The organism is Sutterella megalosphaeroides, from assembly GCF_003609995.1.
GTDB lineage: Bacteria > Pseudomonadota > Gammaproteobacteria > Burkholderiales > Burkholderiaceae_F > Sutterella > Sutterella megalosphaeroides.
Map to the genome: position 1 here is coordinate 183053 of NZ_AP018786.1, position 17613 is coordinate 200665.

Annotated in this window: 17 protein-coding genes; 12 read left to right on the forward strand and 5 right to left on the reverse strand. The window is 64.9% G+C overall.

Going from position 1 to position 17613, the window contains the following annotated elements; translation table 11 throughout:
• Positions 1–14 precede the first annotated feature (14 nt).
• Positions 15–899 carry an alpha/beta fold hydrolase gene (locus tag S6FBBBH3_RS00835; RefSeq protein ID WP_120175929.1) on the reverse strand — a complete coding sequence of 295 codons (885 nt, stop codon included), beginning with the start codon at positions 897–899 and terminating at the stop codon, positions 15–17.
• A 196-nt stretch (positions 900–1095) separates the two neighbouring features.
• Between S6FBBBH3_RS00835 and fmt the strand changes: the two genes are divergently transcribed.
• The 7 genes from fmt to S6FBBBH3_RS00870 are packed head-to-tail and all read left to right on the forward strand — an operon-like array spanning position 1096 to position 9961.
• Positions 1096–2049, forward strand: a complete 954-nt coding sequence (gene fmt / locus S6FBBBH3_RS00840; RefSeq protein WP_120175930.1) for a methionyl-tRNA formyltransferase — start codon at positions 1096–1098, stop codon at positions 2047–2049.
• Positions 2050–2051: 2 nt separating this feature from the next.
• The gene (rsmB, locus tag S6FBBBH3_RS00845; RefSeq protein ID WP_232008801.1) at positions 2052–3419 is read left to right on the forward strand and encodes a 16S rRNA (cytosine(967)-C(5))-methyltransferase RsmB; all 1368 of its coding nucleotides are present in this window, start codon (positions 2052–2054) and stop codon (positions 3417–3419) included.
• A gap of 14 nt (positions 3420–3433) precedes the next feature.
• Entirely contained in the window at positions 3434–4039 is a 606-nt protein-coding gene (locus tag S6FBBBH3_RS00850) for a DUF4390 domain-containing protein (RefSeq protein ID WP_120175931.1), read from the forward strand.
• A gap of 7 nt (positions 4040–4046) precedes the next feature.
• Complete coding sequence (locus tag S6FBBBH3_RS00855) at positions 4047–6329, forward strand: sensor histidine kinase (RefSeq protein WP_120175932.1); 2283 nt, start codon at positions 4047–4049, stop codon at positions 6327–6329.
• Positions 6330–7049 (forward strand): response regulator, encoded by a 720-nt coding sequence (locus tag S6FBBBH3_RS00860; RefSeq protein WP_120175933.1) that lies wholly within the window; start codon positions 6330–6332, stop codon positions 7047–7049. It begins immediately after the preceding gene.
• A gap of 17 nt (positions 7050–7066) precedes the next feature.
• Complete coding sequence (trkA, locus tag S6FBBBH3_RS00865; RefSeq protein WP_120175934.1) at positions 7067–8479, forward strand: Trk system potassium transporter TrkA; 1413 nt, start codon at positions 7067–7069, stop codon at positions 8477–8479.
• Between the two features lie 9 nt (positions 8480–8488).
• Positions 8489–9961: a TrkH family potassium uptake protein gene (locus S6FBBBH3_RS00870; protein ID WP_120175935.1), complete on the forward strand. Its 1473-nt coding sequence runs from the start codon at positions 8489–8491 to the stop codon at positions 9959–9961.
• 105 nt (positions 9962–10066) lie between these two features.
• Here the strand turns inward: S6FBBBH3_RS00870 and S6FBBBH3_RS00875 are convergent, their stop codons facing one another.
• Positions 10067–10447: a DUF1840 domain-containing protein gene (locus tag S6FBBBH3_RS00875; RefSeq protein ID WP_120175936.1), complete on the reverse strand. Its 381-nt coding sequence runs from the start codon at positions 10445–10447 to the stop codon at positions 10067–10069.
• Positions 10448–10517: 70 nt separating this feature from the next.
• On the opposite strand from S6FBBBH3_RS00875, the gene S6FBBBH3_RS00880 reads away from it, so the two are divergent.
• From S6FBBBH3_RS00880 to S6FBBBH3_RS00895, 4 genes are read left to right on the forward strand one after another with little or no spacing between them, the layout of a single operon-like run.
• Complete coding sequence (locus S6FBBBH3_RS00880) at positions 10518–10940, forward strand: PTS sugar transporter subunit IIA (protein WP_120175937.1); 423 nt, start codon at positions 10518–10520, stop codon at positions 10938–10940.
• Positions 10941–10978: 38 nt separating this feature from the next.
• A complete protein-coding gene (locus S6FBBBH3_RS00885; RefSeq protein WP_120175938.1) occupies positions 10979–11248 on the forward strand; it encodes an HPr family phosphocarrier protein in 270 nt (89 codons plus the stop codon).
• Between the two features lie 25 nt (positions 11249–11273).
• Positions 11274–13151, forward strand: coding sequence for a phosphoenolpyruvate--protein phosphotransferase (ptsP, locus tag S6FBBBH3_RS00890; protein ID WP_120175939.1), 1878 nt, complete (start codon positions 11274–11276; stop codon positions 13149–13151).
• Entirely contained in the window at positions 13148–13852 is a 705-nt protein-coding gene (locus S6FBBBH3_RS00895) for a YecA/YgfB family protein (RefSeq protein ID WP_120175940.1), read from the forward strand. Before ptsP ends, S6FBBBH3_RS00895 begins: the two co-directional genes overlap by 4 nt.
• Positions 13853–13917: 65 nt before the next feature.
• On the opposite strand, the gene S6FBBBH3_RS00900 is transcribed toward S6FBBBH3_RS00895, so the two are convergent.
• From S6FBBBH3_RS00900 to S6FBBBH3_RS00910, 3 genes are read right to left on the reverse strand one after another with little or no spacing between them, the layout of a single operon-like run.
• The gene (locus tag S6FBBBH3_RS00900) at positions 13918–15222 is read right to left on the reverse strand and encodes an AmpG family muropeptide MFS transporter (RefSeq protein ID WP_120175941.1); all 1305 of its coding nucleotides are present in this window, start codon (positions 15220–15222) and stop codon (positions 13918–13920) included.
• 23 nt (positions 15223–15245) lie between these two features.
• Complete coding sequence (locus tag S6FBBBH3_RS00905) at positions 15246–15968, reverse strand: 16S rRNA pseudouridine(516) synthase (protein ID WP_120175942.1); 723 nt, start codon at positions 15966–15968, stop codon at positions 15246–15248.
• Positions 15958–16749, reverse strand: a complete 792-nt coding sequence (locus S6FBBBH3_RS00910) for an exodeoxyribonuclease III (RefSeq protein ID WP_120175943.1) — start codon at positions 16747–16749, stop codon at positions 15958–15960. Before S6FBBBH3_RS00910 ends, S6FBBBH3_RS00905 begins: the two co-directional genes overlap by 11 nt.
• A 179-nt stretch (positions 16750–16928) precedes the next feature.
• Here S6FBBBH3_RS00910 and pyrE point away from each other — a divergent pair, with 179 nt between their 5' ends.
• Positions 16929–17606, forward strand: coding sequence for an orotate phosphoribosyltransferase (pyrE, locus tag S6FBBBH3_RS00915; RefSeq protein WP_120175944.1), 678 nt, complete (start codon positions 16929–16931; stop codon positions 17604–17606).
• The last annotated feature ends 7 nt before the right edge of the window (positions 17607–17613 follow it).

Here is a 17613-nt window from a genome sequence, read left to right on the forward strand (position 1 = left end):
GCCCGAAGGCGCCCTTACACGGGGTGTCGGTTCATGAAGGCCGCCATGCGCGCGCCGAGCGTCTCCATGAAGGCCCACGGGAGCTGATGCCCCATCCCCTCCACCGCCCAGAGTTCGGCGCCGGGAATGAGCTCGGCCGTTTCGCGTCCGGCCGAGAAAGGCAGGAGCGGATCGGCCGTCCCGTGAACGACGAGCGTCGGGGCCCGAACCCGTCGGAGTTGTTCGGAGCGGTCGCCGCTGGAAAGAAGCGCCACCACCTGACGGAAAACCGCGGAAAGATCCCGATCGAAATTCGGCAGCTGTTCGAGGTAACGATTCAATTCGTCCTCGGTCACCGGATACGCGGGCCCCGAAAGCACCCGAAGCGTTTTGAGGATCTGCTCGCGGGGCGTTTTTCCGCGGGGTCTCAGAATCGACCAGATGGTTCCGAACTTCCCGAGCCCGGTTCGGGGGTTGCCGCTCGCGGAGGAAATCGACGTGAGCGTTGCGACGCGATTGGAACTTTGCACGGCAAGCGTCTGCGCGATCATTCCGCCCATCGACACGCCGGCGACGTGCGCGCGGCGAATGCCGAGTTCGTCGAGCAGCCGCAACGCGTCGAGCGCCATGTCTTCGAGCGCGTATTCGCCCACGACGGGGCGGCGCAAAAGCGTGCGGCCGATCGCGCGGGCGACGTCCGCGCCCGTGACGTGCCAATCCGTCATGCGACTCGACGCGCCCGAATCCCGGTTGTCGGGCGCAATCACCTGATAGCCGCGGGCCACAAGCGTTTCAACGAGGGGCAGCGGCCAGGCTTCTTTCGGCATGCCCAACCCCTGGATGAGGAGCACGGCGGGCGCGTCGGGCTCGCCCCAACGGGCGTACGCGTAATCCAATCCGTGGCTTTGAAAAACCGGCATCTCGCTTTCTCCTTTCTTCTTTTGCGCGTGGGACCGCGGCCCGCCGTACGGTCGGCAACGTTTCGGACGCCCCCGATTCGGTCGGACGTCCGCCCCGCCGTACGATAATAGTGGGATTCGTACCGTCCCCGATGCGTGGAACGCGACGCGTCGGGCGACGGGATCGAACACACAAACCCCTTCGAGGATTTTTTCGATGAAAATCATATTCGCCGGAACGCCGGACTTCGCCGCCGAAGCCCTGAAGCAGCTCATCGAGGCCGGGCACGAGATCCCGCTCGTTCTCACGCAGCCCGACCGCCCGAGCGGCCGCGGGATGAAACTGACGCCCTCCCCCGTACGCGTCCTGGCCGAGTCGCACGGCATTCGCGTCGAAACGCCCCTGACGCTGAGCCTCAAGCGCGACCCCGAAGGCGCCGCCCTCATGCACGCCGAACTGAAGGCGGTCGATGCCGACCTGCTCGTCGTTGCGGCCTACGGCCTCATCCTCCCGCAGGCGGTGCTCGACTGCGCCCGCGGGATCGGCAAAAAGGGCGACATCAAGGCCCTCAACATCCACGCGAGCCTCCTGCCGCGTTGGCGCGGCGCCGCGCCGATTTCGCGCGCGATCGAAGCGGGCGACGCCGAAACGGGCGTCACGCTCATGAAGATGGAGCTCGGGCTCGACACTGGTCCGATGATCCGCAAGGTGACGACCCCGATCGCCGCCGACGACACGACGAGCACCCTGACCGAACGCCTCGGACGGCTCGGCGCCCGACTCCTCGTCGAAGCGCTCGAAACCCCGAGCGAACTCGACTGGGAAGTCCAGCCCGAAGAAGGCGTGACCTATGCCGAGAAGCTCCTCAAGCCCGAAAGTCACATCGACTGGACGGAGCCCGCCGACGCGCTCGCGCGCCGTTTGCGCGCCTTCACGCCGTTTCCGGGCATGCAGTTCGAGCACGCGGGTCTCGTCATCAAAGTCTGGGAAGCCGAATGCACGGCGGGCGACGCTCCCGCCGGCACCGTGCTCTCGACCGACGGCGCCCTGACGGTCGCCTGCGGCTCGGGCGCGCTTCGCATGACGGTGCTCCAGAAACCGGGCAAGCCCCGCATGGCCGCTTCCGCCGTTTTGCAGGGCGTGAGTTTCACTGTCGGTGAGGTGCTTTGACCGTGTCGGCCGATCTTTCCCCGCGCAAACCCCGCAAAAACCGGGATGCCGTTCCGCTTTCCGCGGTTCTCTCGGCCGCCGCGCTCGGCCGCCGTCTCATGAAGGAAGAGGGTGCGTCGCTCGTGAGCGCCGTGGCCGCGGGTTCGAAGAACCTGCCCGAAGGCGGGCGCGGCACGCTCCTTGCGCTCCTTTACGGCGCGACGCGCCGCACCGCGACGACGAAGGCGTTGCTTGCGGAACTCCTCGAGCGCGCGCCCAAAGAGCCCGTGAGTTCGCTTCTCGAAGTGTCGCTTGCCGCTCTCCTCTCGGGCGAGTGGACCGGCTTTACGGTCGTCAATCAGGCGGTCGAAGCCGTGCGTTCGCACCGCTCCACGGAGCGCTTCGCGGGGCTCGTTAACGCAGTGCTTCGCCGTTACCTTCGCGAAACCGACAGCCTCCTTGCGCACGTTTCCGCCTCGCCCGAAGTGCGCTTCAACGCTCCGCTCTGGTGGATCGAGCGCATGAAGGCGGTCTACGGTCCCGAAGCCGAAGCCGTTCTCGAAGCGGGACTGCGTCATCCGCCCCTGACGATTCGCGTCAACACCCGAAAGACCTCCGTCGACGACTATCTGAAGCGCCTCGAAACCGCCGGGGTTCCGGCGCGCGCGCTCGGCCTCGACGCCGTTCAGCTCCTCAAGCCCTGTCCCGTCGAAGCGATTCCGGGCTTTGCGGAGGGCGTCGTTTCGGTGCAGGATGCGGGCACGCAGTTGGCGGCTCACTTCCTTCCCGTCTCGGACGGCGACGCCGTGCTCGACGCCTGTGCGGCTCCGGGCGGCAAAACCGCGCATCTCCTCGAAAAGCACCGTTGCTCGGTCACGGCCCTCGAAATCGACCCCGAACGCGCCCGCCGCATTACGGAAAATCTCGATCGACTCGGCCTGAACGCCGAGGTTTGCGTGGCGGACGCCTCCGACCTTGACACCTGGTGGTCGGGCAAGGCCTTCGACGCCGTGCTGCTCGACGCCCCCTGCACCGCCTCGGGCGTGGTGCGTCGTCAGCCCGACGTTCCCTGGAACCGTCGTCCGGGCGACCCCAAGGCGCTCGCCAAGACGCAGCGCATGCTCTTCAAGGCGCTGTGGCCCGTCGTCAAACCGGGCGGTCACCTGCTCTTTTGCACGTGCTCGATCTTCCCCGAAGAAGGGGTCGACCAGGTCGCGAAATTCCTCGACGCCGCCCCGGACGCTTCGCTCGTTCCGCTCGGCGAAGGGCTTGAAGGTATGATGACGTTGTTGCCGACCGACGACGATCGGCCCGAAACCGATCCGCGCCTGCCCGCCGTTCACGACGGGTTCTTCTACGCCCTTTTCCGAAAAACCGACCACCGCTCCTGACGGTACGCGCCCTCATGATCCGCCCGCACACCCGTTGCTTCCGCCGGACCGCGCTCGCCATCCTCATTCTCGGGACGGCGGCGTGGTCGACGTGTGCCCTCGCCGTGCAGGCCGCCTTCATGGGGGCGGAAATCACCCGCGACGAACCGGGGGAGCGCCCCGGTTTGTTCGTGGCCGCGCATTACGAATTCGACCTGCCCGCGCCGCTCCTTGACGTGCTGCACCGCGGGATCGCGCTCTACTTCGCGCACGAATTCCGTCTCACCTCGTCGCGCTGGTACTGGCTCGACAAGACGGTCGCGGACGAGACCTTCCTCGTTCGCCTTTCGTTCGACCCGCTCACGCGCCGGTATCGCGTGGGCTACAGCGGCCTTTCGCTCAACTTCGATTCGTTGGAGCAGGCGCTGCCGCTCGTTAAAAACATCCGTCGCTGGCGCGTGGCGCCCTCGGACACGATCGGCGACAGCCGCAGCTTCACGGCGCAGGTCCGATTCCATCTGGACACGACGAAGCTCCCGAAACCCATGCAGGTGACCACCGACGACTCGATCGAATGGTCGGTGGAAAGCGACTGGACGACGATTCGCATCGACCCGTCCGTCACCAACGACGGCGAGTGAGGAGCTCATGCCGCACTGGTATCGCTACGCGCTCACCGCTTCGCTCGCCCTGGCCGCCATTTCGCTCTTCGGCCTCGCCGCCACGAGCTCCGACTCGCGGCTTTTCGAGCGCTGGTTTCCGCTTCTGATCGTCATCAACCGCGTGGTGGCGGTATTGCTCTTTGCGATCGTCGTGGCCATGCTGGTTCAGCTCTGGCAGCGCTTTCGCCGGCGGCGTTTCGGCGCCAACATGACGGTGCGCCTCGCGGGCGCCACGGCCGCACTGGCCGTCGTGCCCGCCCTCGTCATCTTCCTCGTCTCGAACGTCTTCATCTCGCGCTCGATCGACTCGTGGTTCGACGTGCGCGTCGAGCGCGCGCTCGAGTCGGGCGTCACCATCACCCGCGGCATCCTGCAGCAGCAGCAAAAACAGACGGAACTCACGGCGCGCCACATGGCGGGGTTGCTTGCCAACACGCCGACGAGCCTCATCATGCAGGATCTGATGCGGCTCCTCGAAGGCCATCAAAGCCTCGAAGCGCTCGTCTTTCTCGGCGACGGCACGGCGGTGGCCGCAGCGGGCTCGCGCATCAACGTGATGCTGCCCGACCTGCCGACGGCCCAGCAGATGCAGGTCGTTCGCTCGACGGGCATCTACAGCGTGATCGACGGCGACGTCTCCGACAAGGCCGAAGCTCTGCGAACGGACTCGCTCTCGATCCGGGTCATCCTTCCGCTCAACCCGCGCAACGACGAGACGACGTCGGAAGCGTCGCCCCCCGCCGCGCCCCGAGGACTCGCCGCGCCGCGCTCGACCCGCAATGCGGCGGGCGCGCAGCAGCTCTACCTCCAGATCATTCAGCCCGTCGACAACGAAACGGCTCAGAACGCGTCGGAACTTCTCGCGGGCTACCGCGACTACCAGACGCTCGTGCTCTCGCGCGCGTCGCTTCAGTCGATCTACACCGGAACGCTCTTTCTCACGCTCCTTCTGGCCGTGTTCGGCGCCATCGCGGCCGCGATCACGTTCGCCCGAAAGGCCGCGGAACCCGTCCTGCAACTCGAAGAAGGGACGCGGCGCGTGGCCGACGGCAATTTCTCGCCCATCCGGGAATTCACCGGCAGCAGCGAAATCAACGTCCTCACGCAGTCCTTCAACCAGATGATCCGCGAGGTCGCCGAAACGCGCCGCGACATCGACGAGCAGCGGCGCGAAGCCCAGCAGGCGCAGGCCTACCTCGAGCGGGTGCTCGGCAACATCACCTCGGGCGTGATGGTCATCGACCGCACCCACACCGTCGTGACGGCCAACGCCGCCGCACGGCGCATTCTCGGCGACGAGGTCTGCGCGATCGGCACGACGCTCGAAACGACGGAACCCCGACTCGTCGAAGCGCTGACCAAGATGCGGCACCTCGCCACCGACGCCAACATGCGCGTCGAATTCGAGTTGCAGCGTCCCGACCGCGTCGTTCCGCTCTACATCAAAACCTCCAACATGCCGCTCGGCGCCCATATGGGGACGGTGCTGGTGCTCGACGACGTCAGTCAGCTGATCGAAGCGCAGCGCGCCACCGCATGGGGCGAAGTGGCCCGTCGTCTCGCGCACGAGATCAAGAATCCTCTGACGCCCATTCGCCTTGCCGCCGAACGGCTGGAGATGAAGCTCGAAAACCGTTTGGAGGATCAGGCCGACGTGGACCTGCTTCACCGCGCGATCGCCACGATCACAACGCAGGTCGACGCACTCAAGCAGATGGTGAACGACTTCCGCGAGTACGCGCGTCTGCCGAGCGCCAACCTCGTGCCGCTCGACCTCAACGCGTTCCTCACGGACGCGGCGTCGCTGTACCATCAGGCCGGAACCGAAGTGACGCTTCGGCTCGATCCGACGCTGCCCGCCGTGCTGGCGGACGCTTCGCAGTTGCGACAGGTCATTCACAACCTGATTTCCAACAGCATCGACGCCGCCGGCGCGGAAGCCGAAATCGAAATCCAGACCCGCTCGGACGCCTCGCCCGACGGCCCCTCCACCGTCCGCCTGATATTCCGCGATAATGGCACGGGGTTCAGCTCGAAAATCCTCGCCAAAGCGTTCGAGCCCTACGTGACCACCAAGGAGACGGGCACGGGGTTGGGCCTTCCGATGGTGAAGAAAATTCTCGACGAACATCACGCGTCGATCGAGCTCTCCAACCGAATGGACCGCACGGGCTACCTCATTCTCGGCGCCCAGGTCGACATTCGATTCCCGGTTTTTTCATCCGCAACCCGGACAACCCCCGTTTCTGACACGCAGAGAACCGATTAAATGGCAGATATTCTTGTTGTAGACGATGAGGTCGGCATCCGCAACGTGCTCGCGGAGATTCTGATGGACTCCGGGTACACCATCACCACGGCCGCCAACGCCGAGGAAGCGCGCCGCTGTATCCGCGAGCGCAAGTACTCCCTCATCCTGCTCGACATCTGGATGCCCGACACGGACGGCATCACGCTGTTGCGCGAATGGCGCGCGCACAATCTGCTCACGTGTCCCGTGATCATGATGTCCGGCCACGGCACGATCGATTCGGCCATGCAGGCCGTGCGCTACGGGGCGATGGACTTTCTGGAAAAGCCCATTTCCCTGAAGAACCTCCTCACGACGGTCGACCGCGTGCTGGAGCAGTGGCAGCGGCTCGAATATCAAAAGTCGCTCACCCGCTCGAACCGCGACGACGATGACGGCCTTCCCGCTTCGGGCGCGATTCTGCCCGTCTTTCAGTTGCCCGAATACAACCTGAAGCTCGACTTCAATCTGCCTTTCCGCGACGTGATGCACGCCGTCGAACGCGCGTACTTCGAAACGACGCTTCAGTATCAGAATCTCTCGATGGCGCGTCTGGCGCGCCATTCGGGCATTGAGCGCACGCACCTCTATCGCAAGATGAAGGCGGCCGGCGTCGAACTCGACGACTTCCGCATCCCGGGGCGTCTCCCGTCGCCGCTCCCCGCCATCCGCGCGCCCTTCAAACCGAAGCGTCCCTGATCGCCCTTCCCTGACCTATGAAAATTCTCATCGTCGGAGCGGGTCGGATCGGCATTTCCGTTGCCGAAAGCCTCGTGTCCGAAGCCAACGACATCACCATCGTCGACCGCAACCCCGAACACATCGCGTATCTGCAATCCCGGTTCGACCTGCGCGGCATCGTCGGCGAAGCCTCGAGTCCTCAGGTTCTCCGGGACGCGGGGGCCGACGACATGGACATGCTGATCGCCGTGACGTCGAACGACGAAACCAATCTGGTCGTCAGCCTGCTTGCGGCGCGTCTTTTCAACATTCCGACCCGCATCGCGCGCGTCCGAAACAGCGAACTGCGCAACTTCCCCCGCATTCTCGGCGAAGAGGGGTTCGAAGCCACGGCCGTGATCTGGCCCGAGCAGGCCGTGACGAGCTATCTCGTGAAGCTGATCGACTTTCCGGAAGCCAATCAGGTGCTGGAGTTCGGCGAAGGCCTCGCCGCGCTCATCGCCGTGCGCGCCAAAGCCGGCAGTCCGCTCGTCGGTCGACGGGTCGCGGACCTCGAAACGCACCTGCCGCACGTGGAAGCCCGCATCATCTCGATCTTCCGCCGCAACCGCCGTCTCGACGTCGACAAAAACACCGTCATCGAAGCGGGCGACGAAGTGATCTGTCTGTGCGACGCGCGCAACGCCCGACTCGTGCTGTCGGAAATCCGCCACCACGAGCCGCCGGTGCGCAACATTCTCCTTGCGGGCAACGCCTCGATGTGTCTGGCGCTCGCCCGACGCCTCACGTCGGGCGAAGACGCCGACCGTCATGCGGAGCTCAGCATCCGCATCCTGGAGAAAGACCGCTCGAAGGTGGAACTTCTCGCCGGCCAACTGCGCTCCTCGGCCATCGTGATCGAGGGCGACTACACCGACGAAGAAGTGCTCTCGGATGCCGGCGTCGAAACGTGTGACCTCTTCATCGCGCTTTCCGAAGACGACGGCGACAACGTGCTGAGCGCGATGCTCGCCAAAAAGCTCGGCGCCCAGCGCACCATCGCGCTCGTCAACCGCAAGGTGTACGGCGACCTCATGCAGGGCTCGCAAATCGACATCACCCTCTCGCCCTCGCAGGCCGCTCTCGGGGAACTCATCAAGCACGTGCGTCGCGGCGACGTGACCGCCGCCTACAGCCTGCGACACGGCGTGGCCGAAGCGCTCGAAATCGTCGCGCACGGCAACCGCCGCAGCTCCCGCGTGGTGGGTCGCCCCATCCGCGAACTGGCCCTTCCCGAGGGCGCGAACATCGGCGCCGTGATTCGCGGCGAGGGCGAAGACGCCGTCGTGCTGATGGGCAAACCCGACGTGGTCATCGAAGCCGAAGACCACGTGGTTGTCTTCGTCGCCTCGAAGCGTCTCATTCCGAAAATCGAACGTCTCTTCGCCGTCGACGTGGGCTTCTTCTAAGGGTCCCCCATGCCAAACGCCTTACGGTACCTGCTCCTTCCGGTGCTCCACGCGCTCGGACCCGTTCTCGTCGGCTACGGCCTGACGATGCTCATCCCGTATCTGGTGAGCGTCGCTCAGGCCGACGGTGCGGACGCCGCGTTCCTGACGGCCTTTGCCGTGACGACCGGCACCGGGGCGCTGCTCACCCTCGCCACCCGCGGCTACAGCCAGGAGCTCACCGCACGGCACGGGTTCCTGCTCGTGACCCTCACCTGGACGGCCGTGCCGCTTTTCGCCACCATTCCGCTTCTCTTGGAGCTCCCGCAGTACACCTTCTCCGCGGCGTACTTCGAGATGATGTCGTGTCTCACGACGACGGGAGCGACGATGATGACGGGGCTCGACGATCTGCCGCTCTCCATCAACGGTTTGCGCTGTTTCCTCTCGTGGTTGGGCGGCATGGGGCTCATCGTGTTGTCCGTGGCCATTCTCCCGTTGCTCGGCGTCGGCGGCGCGCAGATTCTGAAGGCGGAAACGAGCGGCCCCCTGAAGGAAAGCAAACTGACGCCCCGCATCGCCGATACGGCGCAGGCGCTCTACATCATCTATTTCGGGATTTCCGTCGCCCTGACCGTCGCCTTCCACTTCGCGGGCATGTCCTGGGACGACGCGGTCCTGCACATGATGACCACCGTAAGCCTTTCGGGCATCGGCGCGCACGATTCGAGCTTCGCGTACTTCGAGAGCAACGCGGTGGACCTCGTCACCGTCGTCTTCATGATCGTGTGCGGGTGCAACTTCTCGCTCCACTTCGCCGCCTGGCACAAGCGCGATCTGCGCCTTTACTGGCGGGATCCCGAGGTTCTCGGTTGGGTGGGCGTCGTCTCCGTCCTGACGCTCTTTGCCACGCTCCTGCTCATTGACGTCGGGTACTACGAGGACGACTTCACCGCGTTCGTCAAAGCCGCGTTTGCGGTCGTCTCCGTGGCGTCGACCACCGGTTTTGCAAGCGACGACTACGCGCTCTGGCCGACCATCATTCCGCTCGTCATGCTCCTCAGCTCGATTTTCGCCACGTGCGCGGGCTCGACCGGGGGCGGCATCAAGATGATCCGTCTCCTGATTCTCATCAAGCAGACGAAGCGCGAATTTCTGCTGCTTCTCCACCCGAAGGCGTCTTTCCCCCTCACCGTCGGCGAAACCCGCCTCAACGACCAGGTGGCCTCGGCCGTACTCGCGTATCTGCTCCTCTGGGTGATTTCGGTCGGGGCGGGCGTGCTGCTCCTCGTCTTCTCGGGCATGCCCATGCTGGAATCGTTCTCCGCCACCATCGCCTGCATCAACAACCTCGGTCAGGCCATGGGCGCGCTCGGCCCCGCGGGCAACTACGCGGGCCTGACGACGCTGCAGTTCTGGATCTGCACCTTCCTGATGCTCATCGGTCGACTCGAACTCTTCACGGTCTTCATCCTCTTTACGAAGGGATTCTGGCGGGGCTGAGGCCGCCCGACCGTGTTTCAAAGCAAAAGAAAGCCCGTCCCTGCGACATTCGGAGACGGGCTTTTTCGCACGTTTCCCGTGCGCGGGGGCAGTAGCGAAAGCCGCTCAGGGCTTTCCCCACACGACCGCTTCGTCGTGGCGGATCGCGCGCTTGATCATTTCTTCGAGCGGCACCACGCGCTGGTAGAGGTGAATGCGCTCGCGACGCATCTCTTCTTCGCGTTCGCGCTCTTCCTTCCCATCGAGCTCCTCGGCGTAGGTCGAGCGCCGCAGTTCGTCTTCGCGACGACGTTCGGCTTCGGCCGCCAGGGCCTTGTCGCGCACCTTGGCGTCCTCGAGCTTGCGCAGGATCTCGGGAAGTTCGTCGCTCGCGAACGCGCCCTGCTCCGTCAGGGGGCGACCGATGATTTTGAAAATCTGATCGGCCGTTTCCCGAAACATGATGAACGGACCGGCGGCCCGACTCGTAAACATCACCAATGACATTTGCGGACCCTCCTCGGCTCCGATGATAAACTTGTGTCTCTTTGTGGATTCTATCGTGACGGAGATTCGAGTGTCCCTTGGCATATGCATCATCGCGCACGAGCCTCTCGCCTCCGCGCTGAAGATCTGCGCCCAGCACATTTTCAGCGCCACGTCGGACGCCTCGGCCGACGACATCGTCTGCTTCGATGTTCCGAGCAACATCGAAGCAGAACAAGGCTACGAACGCGCCCGCACGCTGATCGGCCCCTTGTTGGATCGGGACGGCGTGCTCGTCTTTACGGACCTTCTCGGCGCAACGCCCTCCAACATCGCGCACCGCTTTCTTGACAACGACAAGGTTCGAGTCCTCTCGGGCGTGAACCTCCCCGCTGTCGTCACGGCCCTTTCGGCCCCGCCCGACGCGCCTTTGAGCCGCGTGATGCTGCTCGCCGAAGGCGGCGCCCGCAGCGCGATCTCCACGGCCATCGGGCACTCCGCCCTCAACGGCTGACGCCTCGTCTTTTCCATCCGGCTCCCGGAGTTTCGTCGATGCTCACTCAAACCCTTACCGTCAAAAACCGTCTCGGTTTGCACGCGCGCCCCTCCGCCCTTCTCGCGAAGACCGCCAACCTTTACGAAAGCAGCATCCTGCTGAAGGACAAGGTCCGAACGGTCGACGCCAAGTCGATTCTCGGCCTCATGACGATGGCTCTGCCCAAGGGCACCGAGCTCGTCGTCTGCGTCGACGGCCCCGACGAAGCGAGCGCCCTGCGCCACGTCGTCGAACTTTTCGAGACCCGCTTCGGCGAACCCGATTGATCCCCCTCGCGAAGGAAGCTGAGAGATGAGCGAACCTCTTACCGTCGCCCCCGAGGGCGTCGTCGACGAGTCGCCGCAGCCCGCCGTCGAGCCCTCTTCGCCGCCCGCCTTTCTTGCGGGCCTGTCGGCCTATCCGGGCATGTCCTGCGGGACGGTGCTCCTTTTTTCGTCCGCCGACCTGGAAGTTCCGCAGTTTTTCATCGACAAAACGGCGGTTCGCGGCGAGTGCCAGCGCCTGCGCATGGCGATCTCCGCGGTCGACAAGCAACTCACGGCGCTCGCCGATCGTCTCGAAGACGAAGAAATGCCCGCCGAAGCGTCGACCTTCGTCGACGTGCATCGCATGATCCTCAAGGATCCGACGCTGCTCAACGACACGCTGGACATCATCCGCTCCAAGCTCGTGAACGCCGAATGGGCGCTGTCGCTGCGCCTCGAGCAAACGCGCCGCGAATTCGATCAGATCGACGACGCGTACCTGCGCGAGCGCGTCAAGGACATCGCGCACGTCGTACAGCGCGTGCAGCGGCTTCTGGCCGGCCGTCGTTCGGATGCGAGCCTCGAAGACGTCGAAACGGTGGCCGACAAAGTCATTCTCGTCGTCGACCAGCTCGACCCCACGGACATGCTCCAGCTGCGCGAGCGCGACGACCTCGACATCGTCGGGATCGTTCTCGAAGAAGGCAGCATCACGAGCCACGCGGCCATTCTCGCGCACGGCTTCGAGATCCCGACCCTCGTCGGCGTCACCGGCGCTCGCGAAGAGTTGCACAACGGTCAGCGCGTTCTCGTCAACGCCGACGAGAACCGGCTCGAGCTCGCCCCGACCGCCGAACAGGCCAAGGCGGCGCGCCTGCGCATGCGGGAACTCAAGCGCCAGAAGCGCAACCTCGTCAAACTGAAGGGCGTTTCCGCCGCCACGACGGACGGCACGGGCGTCACGCTCCTTGCGAACATCGCCCTGCCCGACGACCTCCCCGACGCCCACAAGGCGGGTGCGGAAGGGATCGGGCTCTTCCGAACCGAGTTTCTCTTTCTCAACCGCTCGGATCTGCCAAGCGAAGACGAGCAGTACGAGGCCTACCTGCGGGTGATCCGCTCGATGAAGGGCAAACCCGTCACCATCCGTACGGCCGATCTCGGCGCGGACAAGGCCCTCTCGCCCGAAGCGATGGCGCTTTTGGGCGACGCCGACCGCGAGGAATTCAATCCGTCGCTCGGCCTGAGGGGGCTGCGCTTCACCTTCGCCTACCCGCAGCTTCTCAGGACGCAGCTACGGGCGATTCTGCGCGCCTCGTCCGCCGGTCCCGTCCGGATTCTGCTTCCGATGGTCACCTCGCCCACCGACGTCAAACGGGCCCGCGACCTGATCGACGAAGCCAAGCGGGAGCTCGACGAAGCGGGCGAGCGTTACGGCACCGGCATCGAGGTGGGCGGCATGGTGGAAGTGCCCGCCGCGGTCGCGATGATTCGCGACCTCATCCCCGTGCTCGACTTCTTCTCGGTCGGCACGAACGACCTCGTGCAGTACACCCTCGCCACCGACCGCGCGAACGCGGCCGTGTCCGAGTATTACGACGAGTGCCATCCCGCGGTGTTGCGCTTCATCGCAGAGGCCGCGCGTCGCGTCTGCGGCGCGGGCAAAGAAATTTCCGTCTGCGGCGAAATGGCCGGACGGCCCGACCTCACGGATTTTTTCTTGGGTCTCGGGTGCCGCACGCTCTCGATGGACGCCTCCAGCATCCCAACCGTTAAGGCTAGAATCCTGCGCATCGACATCGAAGATGCGGAAACGTTTGCCGGACGTCTGCTCCGGCGTCGCACGTCCGAGAGCGTCCGAAAGGCCGTCGAGGACCATCAGGCGCAGTATCTCTCCGCTCAGAATCAGGAGACAGCACAATGACAACCCCCTTCGACCGCCCGCTCTCCGGCGAGGAATTCGTCCTCCTCGGCGAACTTTTGGCCGGCATCCCCGAACCCTACGAGCCGATGGAAGCCGATCATCTCGACGGGTACCTCACGGCCCTCGTCTGCCTGCCGAAGCGCCCGCCCGTCGGGGAATGGATGCTGCGCGTCTTCGACGTGCGCAGCCGTCCCGAGGCCGTGCTTGCGGACCGCCGGGCCCAGCAGGACCTCGAAGACCTCGTCTTCCGACGCTTCAACTCGATCGAACGCGACCTCAAGGCGGGCCGCCCGATCGATCCGATCGTCTACGAGCCCGACGAGGACGACGAGCACGAGACGGAAACCATCGCCGCGCTCGCCCCCTTCGCGGCGGGCTTCTGGGAAGTCATGGACCGGTGGCCCGGGCTTCGCGAAGAAGACAACGAAGCGCTCGCCTCCGCGCTGATCGGCATTCTGCGTCACATGCCCGAAGAATTGGCGGGCGACCTTCTGCCCATGCAGGAGCAGCTCAACGAAGAGAGCCCCTTCGAGAATTACGACGACGCGCTCGGCGATCTGGCGGAAAGCGTCGCCCGCGTGGCCGAAATCACCCGCGGCTGGCGCCGCGCGGAGAAAAAGAACGGCGCGAAGGGTCGCAAAGGCCCCGCCTCGGGCAAGGGCCGCGGGAACGGCCGCACCGCCCGACGCCGCAAGGACTGAGGACGCTCGGCATCCTCACCCGAACTCCCAAGCGGCATCCCGCGGAAAGCGGGGTGCCGCTTTTTTCACGCTTCGGGGCGCCGCTCTTCGCGGGCGGCCCGCTCGGCAAGGAGCACCAGAAGCGCCACGGGTACGCCGATCACGGAGGTCGCCACGAAAAAGCCCGAGTACCCCACGGCTTCGACCGCAACGCCCGAAAAACCCGCCAGGAATTTGGGCAAGAGGAGCATCAGCGAGCTGAAAAGCGCGTACTGCGTCGCCGAGTAGGCGCTCGAAGTGAGCCCCGAGAGGTACGCCACGAACGCGGCGCTCGCCAGGCCCGCCGCGAGGTTGTCGGCCGAAACGACGACGGCGAGAAACGCGAGATTCGGCCCGACGGCGGCAAGTGCGGCAAACAGGAGATTCGTGAGGCACGACAAAAGCGCGCCGATGAAGAGCGCCCGATTGACGCCGAGCTTCATCGTCACCGCGCCGCCCGCAAACGCCCCGGCGAGCGTCATCACGACCCCGAACACCTTGGAGACGGCGGCCACTTCCTGCTTGGTGAAGCCGAGATCCTGATAGAAGGGGTTCGCCATGATGCCCATCACCACGTCGGAAATCCGATACGTGGCGATCAGAAGGAGCACCACCGCGGCCCAGCGTCCGAAACGGCGGAAAAAGTCCGCAAAAGGCTCAAGAAGCGCGGCCGCCGACGGTCGTTCGCGCGGCACGGGCGCCGTCTCGGGTTCGGGCGAGAGAAAGCTCGTCACGAGCCCCACGCCGGCCGAGGCCGCCATGACGAGGTAGCTCGCGCTCCAGGCGGCCTGTTCGTAACCGTCGACGCTCTGAGCCCACGCCGCCACCGCAAGCGCCCCGGCGCCCGACCAGATCATGGCGATGCGATACCCCGTCTGGTACATGGCGGCCAAGGCCGCCTGACGGTCGTTCTGCGCGGACTCGATGCGGTACGCGTCGAGCGCGATGTCCTGCGTGGCGGACGCAAATGCCGTCAAGAGCGCCCACGCCGCGGTCCAGGCAAGCGACGCGGCGGGATCGGTTTGAGAAAGCCCGATCAACGCGCCGACAATGCCCGTCTGCGCGACGACGAGCCAGGCGCGGCGTCGCCCGAGGCGTGCGGAGAGAAAGGGGAGCCGCACGCGGTCGATCGCGGGCGCCCAGACCCATTTGAAGCCGTACACCAAGCCGACCCAGGACAAAAAGCCGATCGTCTTGAGGTCGACCCCGGCCTCGCGCAGCCAAAAGGAGAGCGTCCCGAGGACGAGCAGCAGGGGAAGCCCCGAGCTGAATCCGAAAAAGAACATTCGAAGACTGGCCGGCTCCGCATAGACCCGCACCACGTCCCACCCGCGGACAACTTTCTCCTGCATGCGACCTTCCTTTTCAACCCTTATCAACCGCCCAAGACGCTTTCCCGATCGATCCACATCCATTCGCCCGGTGCGAGCGAATCGGGCAGCACGAACGCTCCGACCCGACTGCGGTGGAGCGCCTCGACGCGGTTGCCGCAGGCGGCGACCATGCGCTTGACCTGGTGGTACTTCCCTTCGAGAAGCGTCATGCGAAGGTGGGTCGGCGTTACCAACTCGGCATCCTTCGCGGCCACGGGCTTCGGATCGTCGTCGAGCACCACGCCCTGCATGAGTCGCGTGCAGATGTCCTCGGCGGCGGGGTGCTTGAGCGTGACCTCGTAGACCTTCTCGACGTGCTTTTTCGGGTGGATGAGGCGGTGGTTCAACGCGCCGTCGTCCGTGAGCAGCAAAAGCCCCGTCGTATCCGCGTCGAGCCGCCCGATCGGCTGCACGTTGCGGCGGCGAAACTGTCCGGGCAAAAGACTCATCACCGAGGGGTGGGCCGAGGGTTTCGTCGAACATTCGTACCCGGCCGGCTTGTTGAGCGCGACGAGCACGTGTTCGCACACGGGCCATTCGACGCCGCGATACGTGAAGACGAGCCCTTCGGGATTCATCTCCTCGTCGGGATCGTCCCGAACGACGCCGTCGATTTGCACGGCGCCCGCCGCCACGATCTGCGCGCAGTCGTAACGCGTGCCGAACCCTTGGGAGAACAGAATGTCGGCCAGCGTCGGGGCCGAACGACGGGATTTACGCGCCATGATGCGAATCTCCGAGATCGTAGTCGACGGTAAGCGGAGCGTGATCCGAGAATTTCTCCGCGGCGTAGATGTCGGTCGCCTTCGCGCGGGCCGCGAGGCCCGGCGTGGCGATCTGGTAGTCGATGCGCCAACCGACGTTCTTCGCCCGCGCCTGCCCGCGCTGACTCCACCACGTGTAGCGCTCGGGTCGGGGGTCGAGCCTGCGGAAAACGTCCACCCAGCGGTCCCCTTCGAAAAGTTGCGTCAGCCACTGACGCTCTTCGGGCAGAAAGCCCGAGTTTTTGAGGTTGCCCTTCCAGTTCTTGAGGTCGATCTCTTTGTGCGCGATATTGACGTCGCCGCAGAGGACGATCTCCTTTCCGCTCGCGCGCAGCGCCTCCAAGTGCGGCAAAAAGACGTCGAGGAAGCGGAATTTGGCGGCCTGACGCTCTTCGGAACTGCTCCCCGAGGGGAAGTAGCAGGAAATGACGACCAAGTGACCGAAGTCGGCTTCGACGTAGCGGCCTTCTCGGTCGAACTCTTCGACGCCGAAACCCGTTCGCACGGCGAGCGGCTTTTCCTTCGTCCAGAGACCGCACCCGGAGTAGCCCTTCTTCTCGGCGCAGTGGAAGTACCCGTAGTAGCCCGGCAGTTCGCGAATGGCGGCTGGAATGTCCGCTTCGTGCGCCTTCAGTTCCTGCACGCAGAGGCAGTCCGCGTTCTGTTCGGCAAACCATCGGAAAAAGCCCTTGTCGGCGGCGGAACGTATGCCGTTGGCATTGAAGGTAACGATGCGGTACATGTCGACTCCGTAAATCCCCGCCTCGGACACCCGGTCGCCCTCCGTCGGGACGGCGAAAACCTGCGGGGTATAATTTGTAAATTATGTCGGACGGGCGCTCGGGGCGCTCGTTCGTCGGGCCATTATCTCAGGACGCACCGCCGATCGGCTCGGCGTCGCACCCGTTTATCCCATCCATCATGCAGACCATCCAGCAACAGTTCATCGAGTTCGCGCTCGAGGCCAACGTACTCCGCTTCGGCGAGTTCAAGACGAAGGCCGGCCGCCTTTCCCCCTATTTCTTCAATGCGGGTCTTTTCAACACGGGCTCGCTCCTCGATCGCCTCGGCGCCTTCTACGCCCAGACGCTCCTTGCCGCCCGCGATGCCGGCAAGATCGAGTTCGACATGATTTTCGGGCCCGCCTACAAGGGCATTCCGCTTGCGGCGAGCGTTGCGATGAACCTCTCGCGCCTCGGTTGCGACGTGCCCTGGGCCTTCAACCGCAAGGAAGCCAAGGACCACGGCGAAGGCGGCATGATCGTGGGTTCCCCCCTCGAAGGCCGCATCGTGATCGTCGACGACGTGATTTCGGCGGGCACCTCGGTGCGCGAATCCGTTCGCATCATCGAAGCCGCCGGCGCCCATCCCTCGGGCGTGCTGATCGCGCTCGACCGCATGGAAAAGGGCGGCAACGCCGTTGAAACGACGCCGACCTCGGCCGTTCAGGACGTCGAAACGACGTTCGGCATCAACGTCGTTTCCATCATCAACCTGAAGGACCTGCTCGCCTTCATGGACGGCACGACGGAAAAGGCCGTGGCGGCCTCCGCCTACCGCGACGCCGTCGCCGCGTACCGCGCCCGTTACGGCGCCTGAGGCCGGG

Excerpts from the sequence above, each read along its gene's own strand:
- S6FBBBH3_RS00895 (WP_120175940.1), top strand. The coding sequence starts at position 13,148 with ATGACAACCCCCTTCGACCGCCCGCTCTCCGGCGAGGAATTCGTCCTC.
- fmt (WP_120175930.1), top strand. The coding sequence starts at position 1,096 with ATGAAAATCATATTCGCCGGAACGCCGGACTTCGCCGCCGAAGCCCTG.
- S6FBBBH3_RS00870 (WP_120175935.1), top strand. The coding sequence starts at position 8,489 with ATGCCAAACGCCTTACGGTACCTGCTCCTTCCGGTGCTCCACGCGCTC.
- pyrE (WP_120175944.1), top strand. The coding sequence starts at position 16,929 with ATGCAGACCATCCAGCAACAGTTCATCGAGTTCGCGCTCGAGGCCAAC.
- S6FBBBH3_RS00835 (WP_120175929.1), bottom strand. The coding sequence starts at position 899 with ATGCCGGTTTTTCAAAGCCACGGATTGGATTACGCGTACGCCCGTTGG.
- S6FBBBH3_RS00875 (WP_120175936.1), bottom strand. The coding sequence starts at position 10,447 with ATGTCATTGGTGATGTTTACGAGTCGGGCCGCCGGTCCGTTCATCATG.
- S6FBBBH3_RS00850 (WP_120175931.1), top strand. The coding sequence starts at position 3,434 with ATGATCCGCCCGCACACCCGTTGCTTCCGCCGGACCGCGCTCGCCATC.
- S6FBBBH3_RS00900 (WP_120175941.1), bottom strand. The coding sequence starts at position 15,222 with ATGCAGGAGAAAGTTGTCCGCGGGTGGGACGTGGTGCGGGTCTATGCG.
- S6FBBBH3_RS00855 (WP_120175932.1), top strand. The coding sequence starts at position 4,047 with ATGCCGCACTGGTATCGCTACGCGCTCACCGCTTCGCTCGCCCTGGCC.
- S6FBBBH3_RS00885 (WP_120175938.1), top strand. The coding sequence starts at position 10,979 with ATGCTCACTCAAACCCTTACCGTCAAAAACCGTCTCGGTTTGCACGCG.
- trkA (WP_120175934.1), top strand. The coding sequence starts at position 7,067 with ATGAAAATTCTCATCGTCGGAGCGGGTCGGATCGGCATTTCCGTTGCC.
- ptsP (WP_120175939.1), top strand. The coding sequence starts at position 11,274 with ATGAGCGAACCTCTTACCGTCGCCCCCGAGGGCGTCGTCGACGAGTCG.
- S6FBBBH3_RS00860 (WP_120175933.1), top strand. The coding sequence starts at position 6,330 with ATGGCAGATATTCTTGTTGTAGACGATGAGGTCGGCATCCGCAACGTG.
- S6FBBBH3_RS00910 (WP_120175943.1), bottom strand. The coding sequence starts at position 16,749 with ATGTACCGCATCGTTACCTTCAATGCCAACGGCATACGTTCCGCCGCC.
- S6FBBBH3_RS00905 (WP_120175942.1), bottom strand. The coding sequence starts at position 15,968 with ATGGCGCGTAAATCCCGTCGTTCGGCCCCGACGCTGGCCGACATTCTG.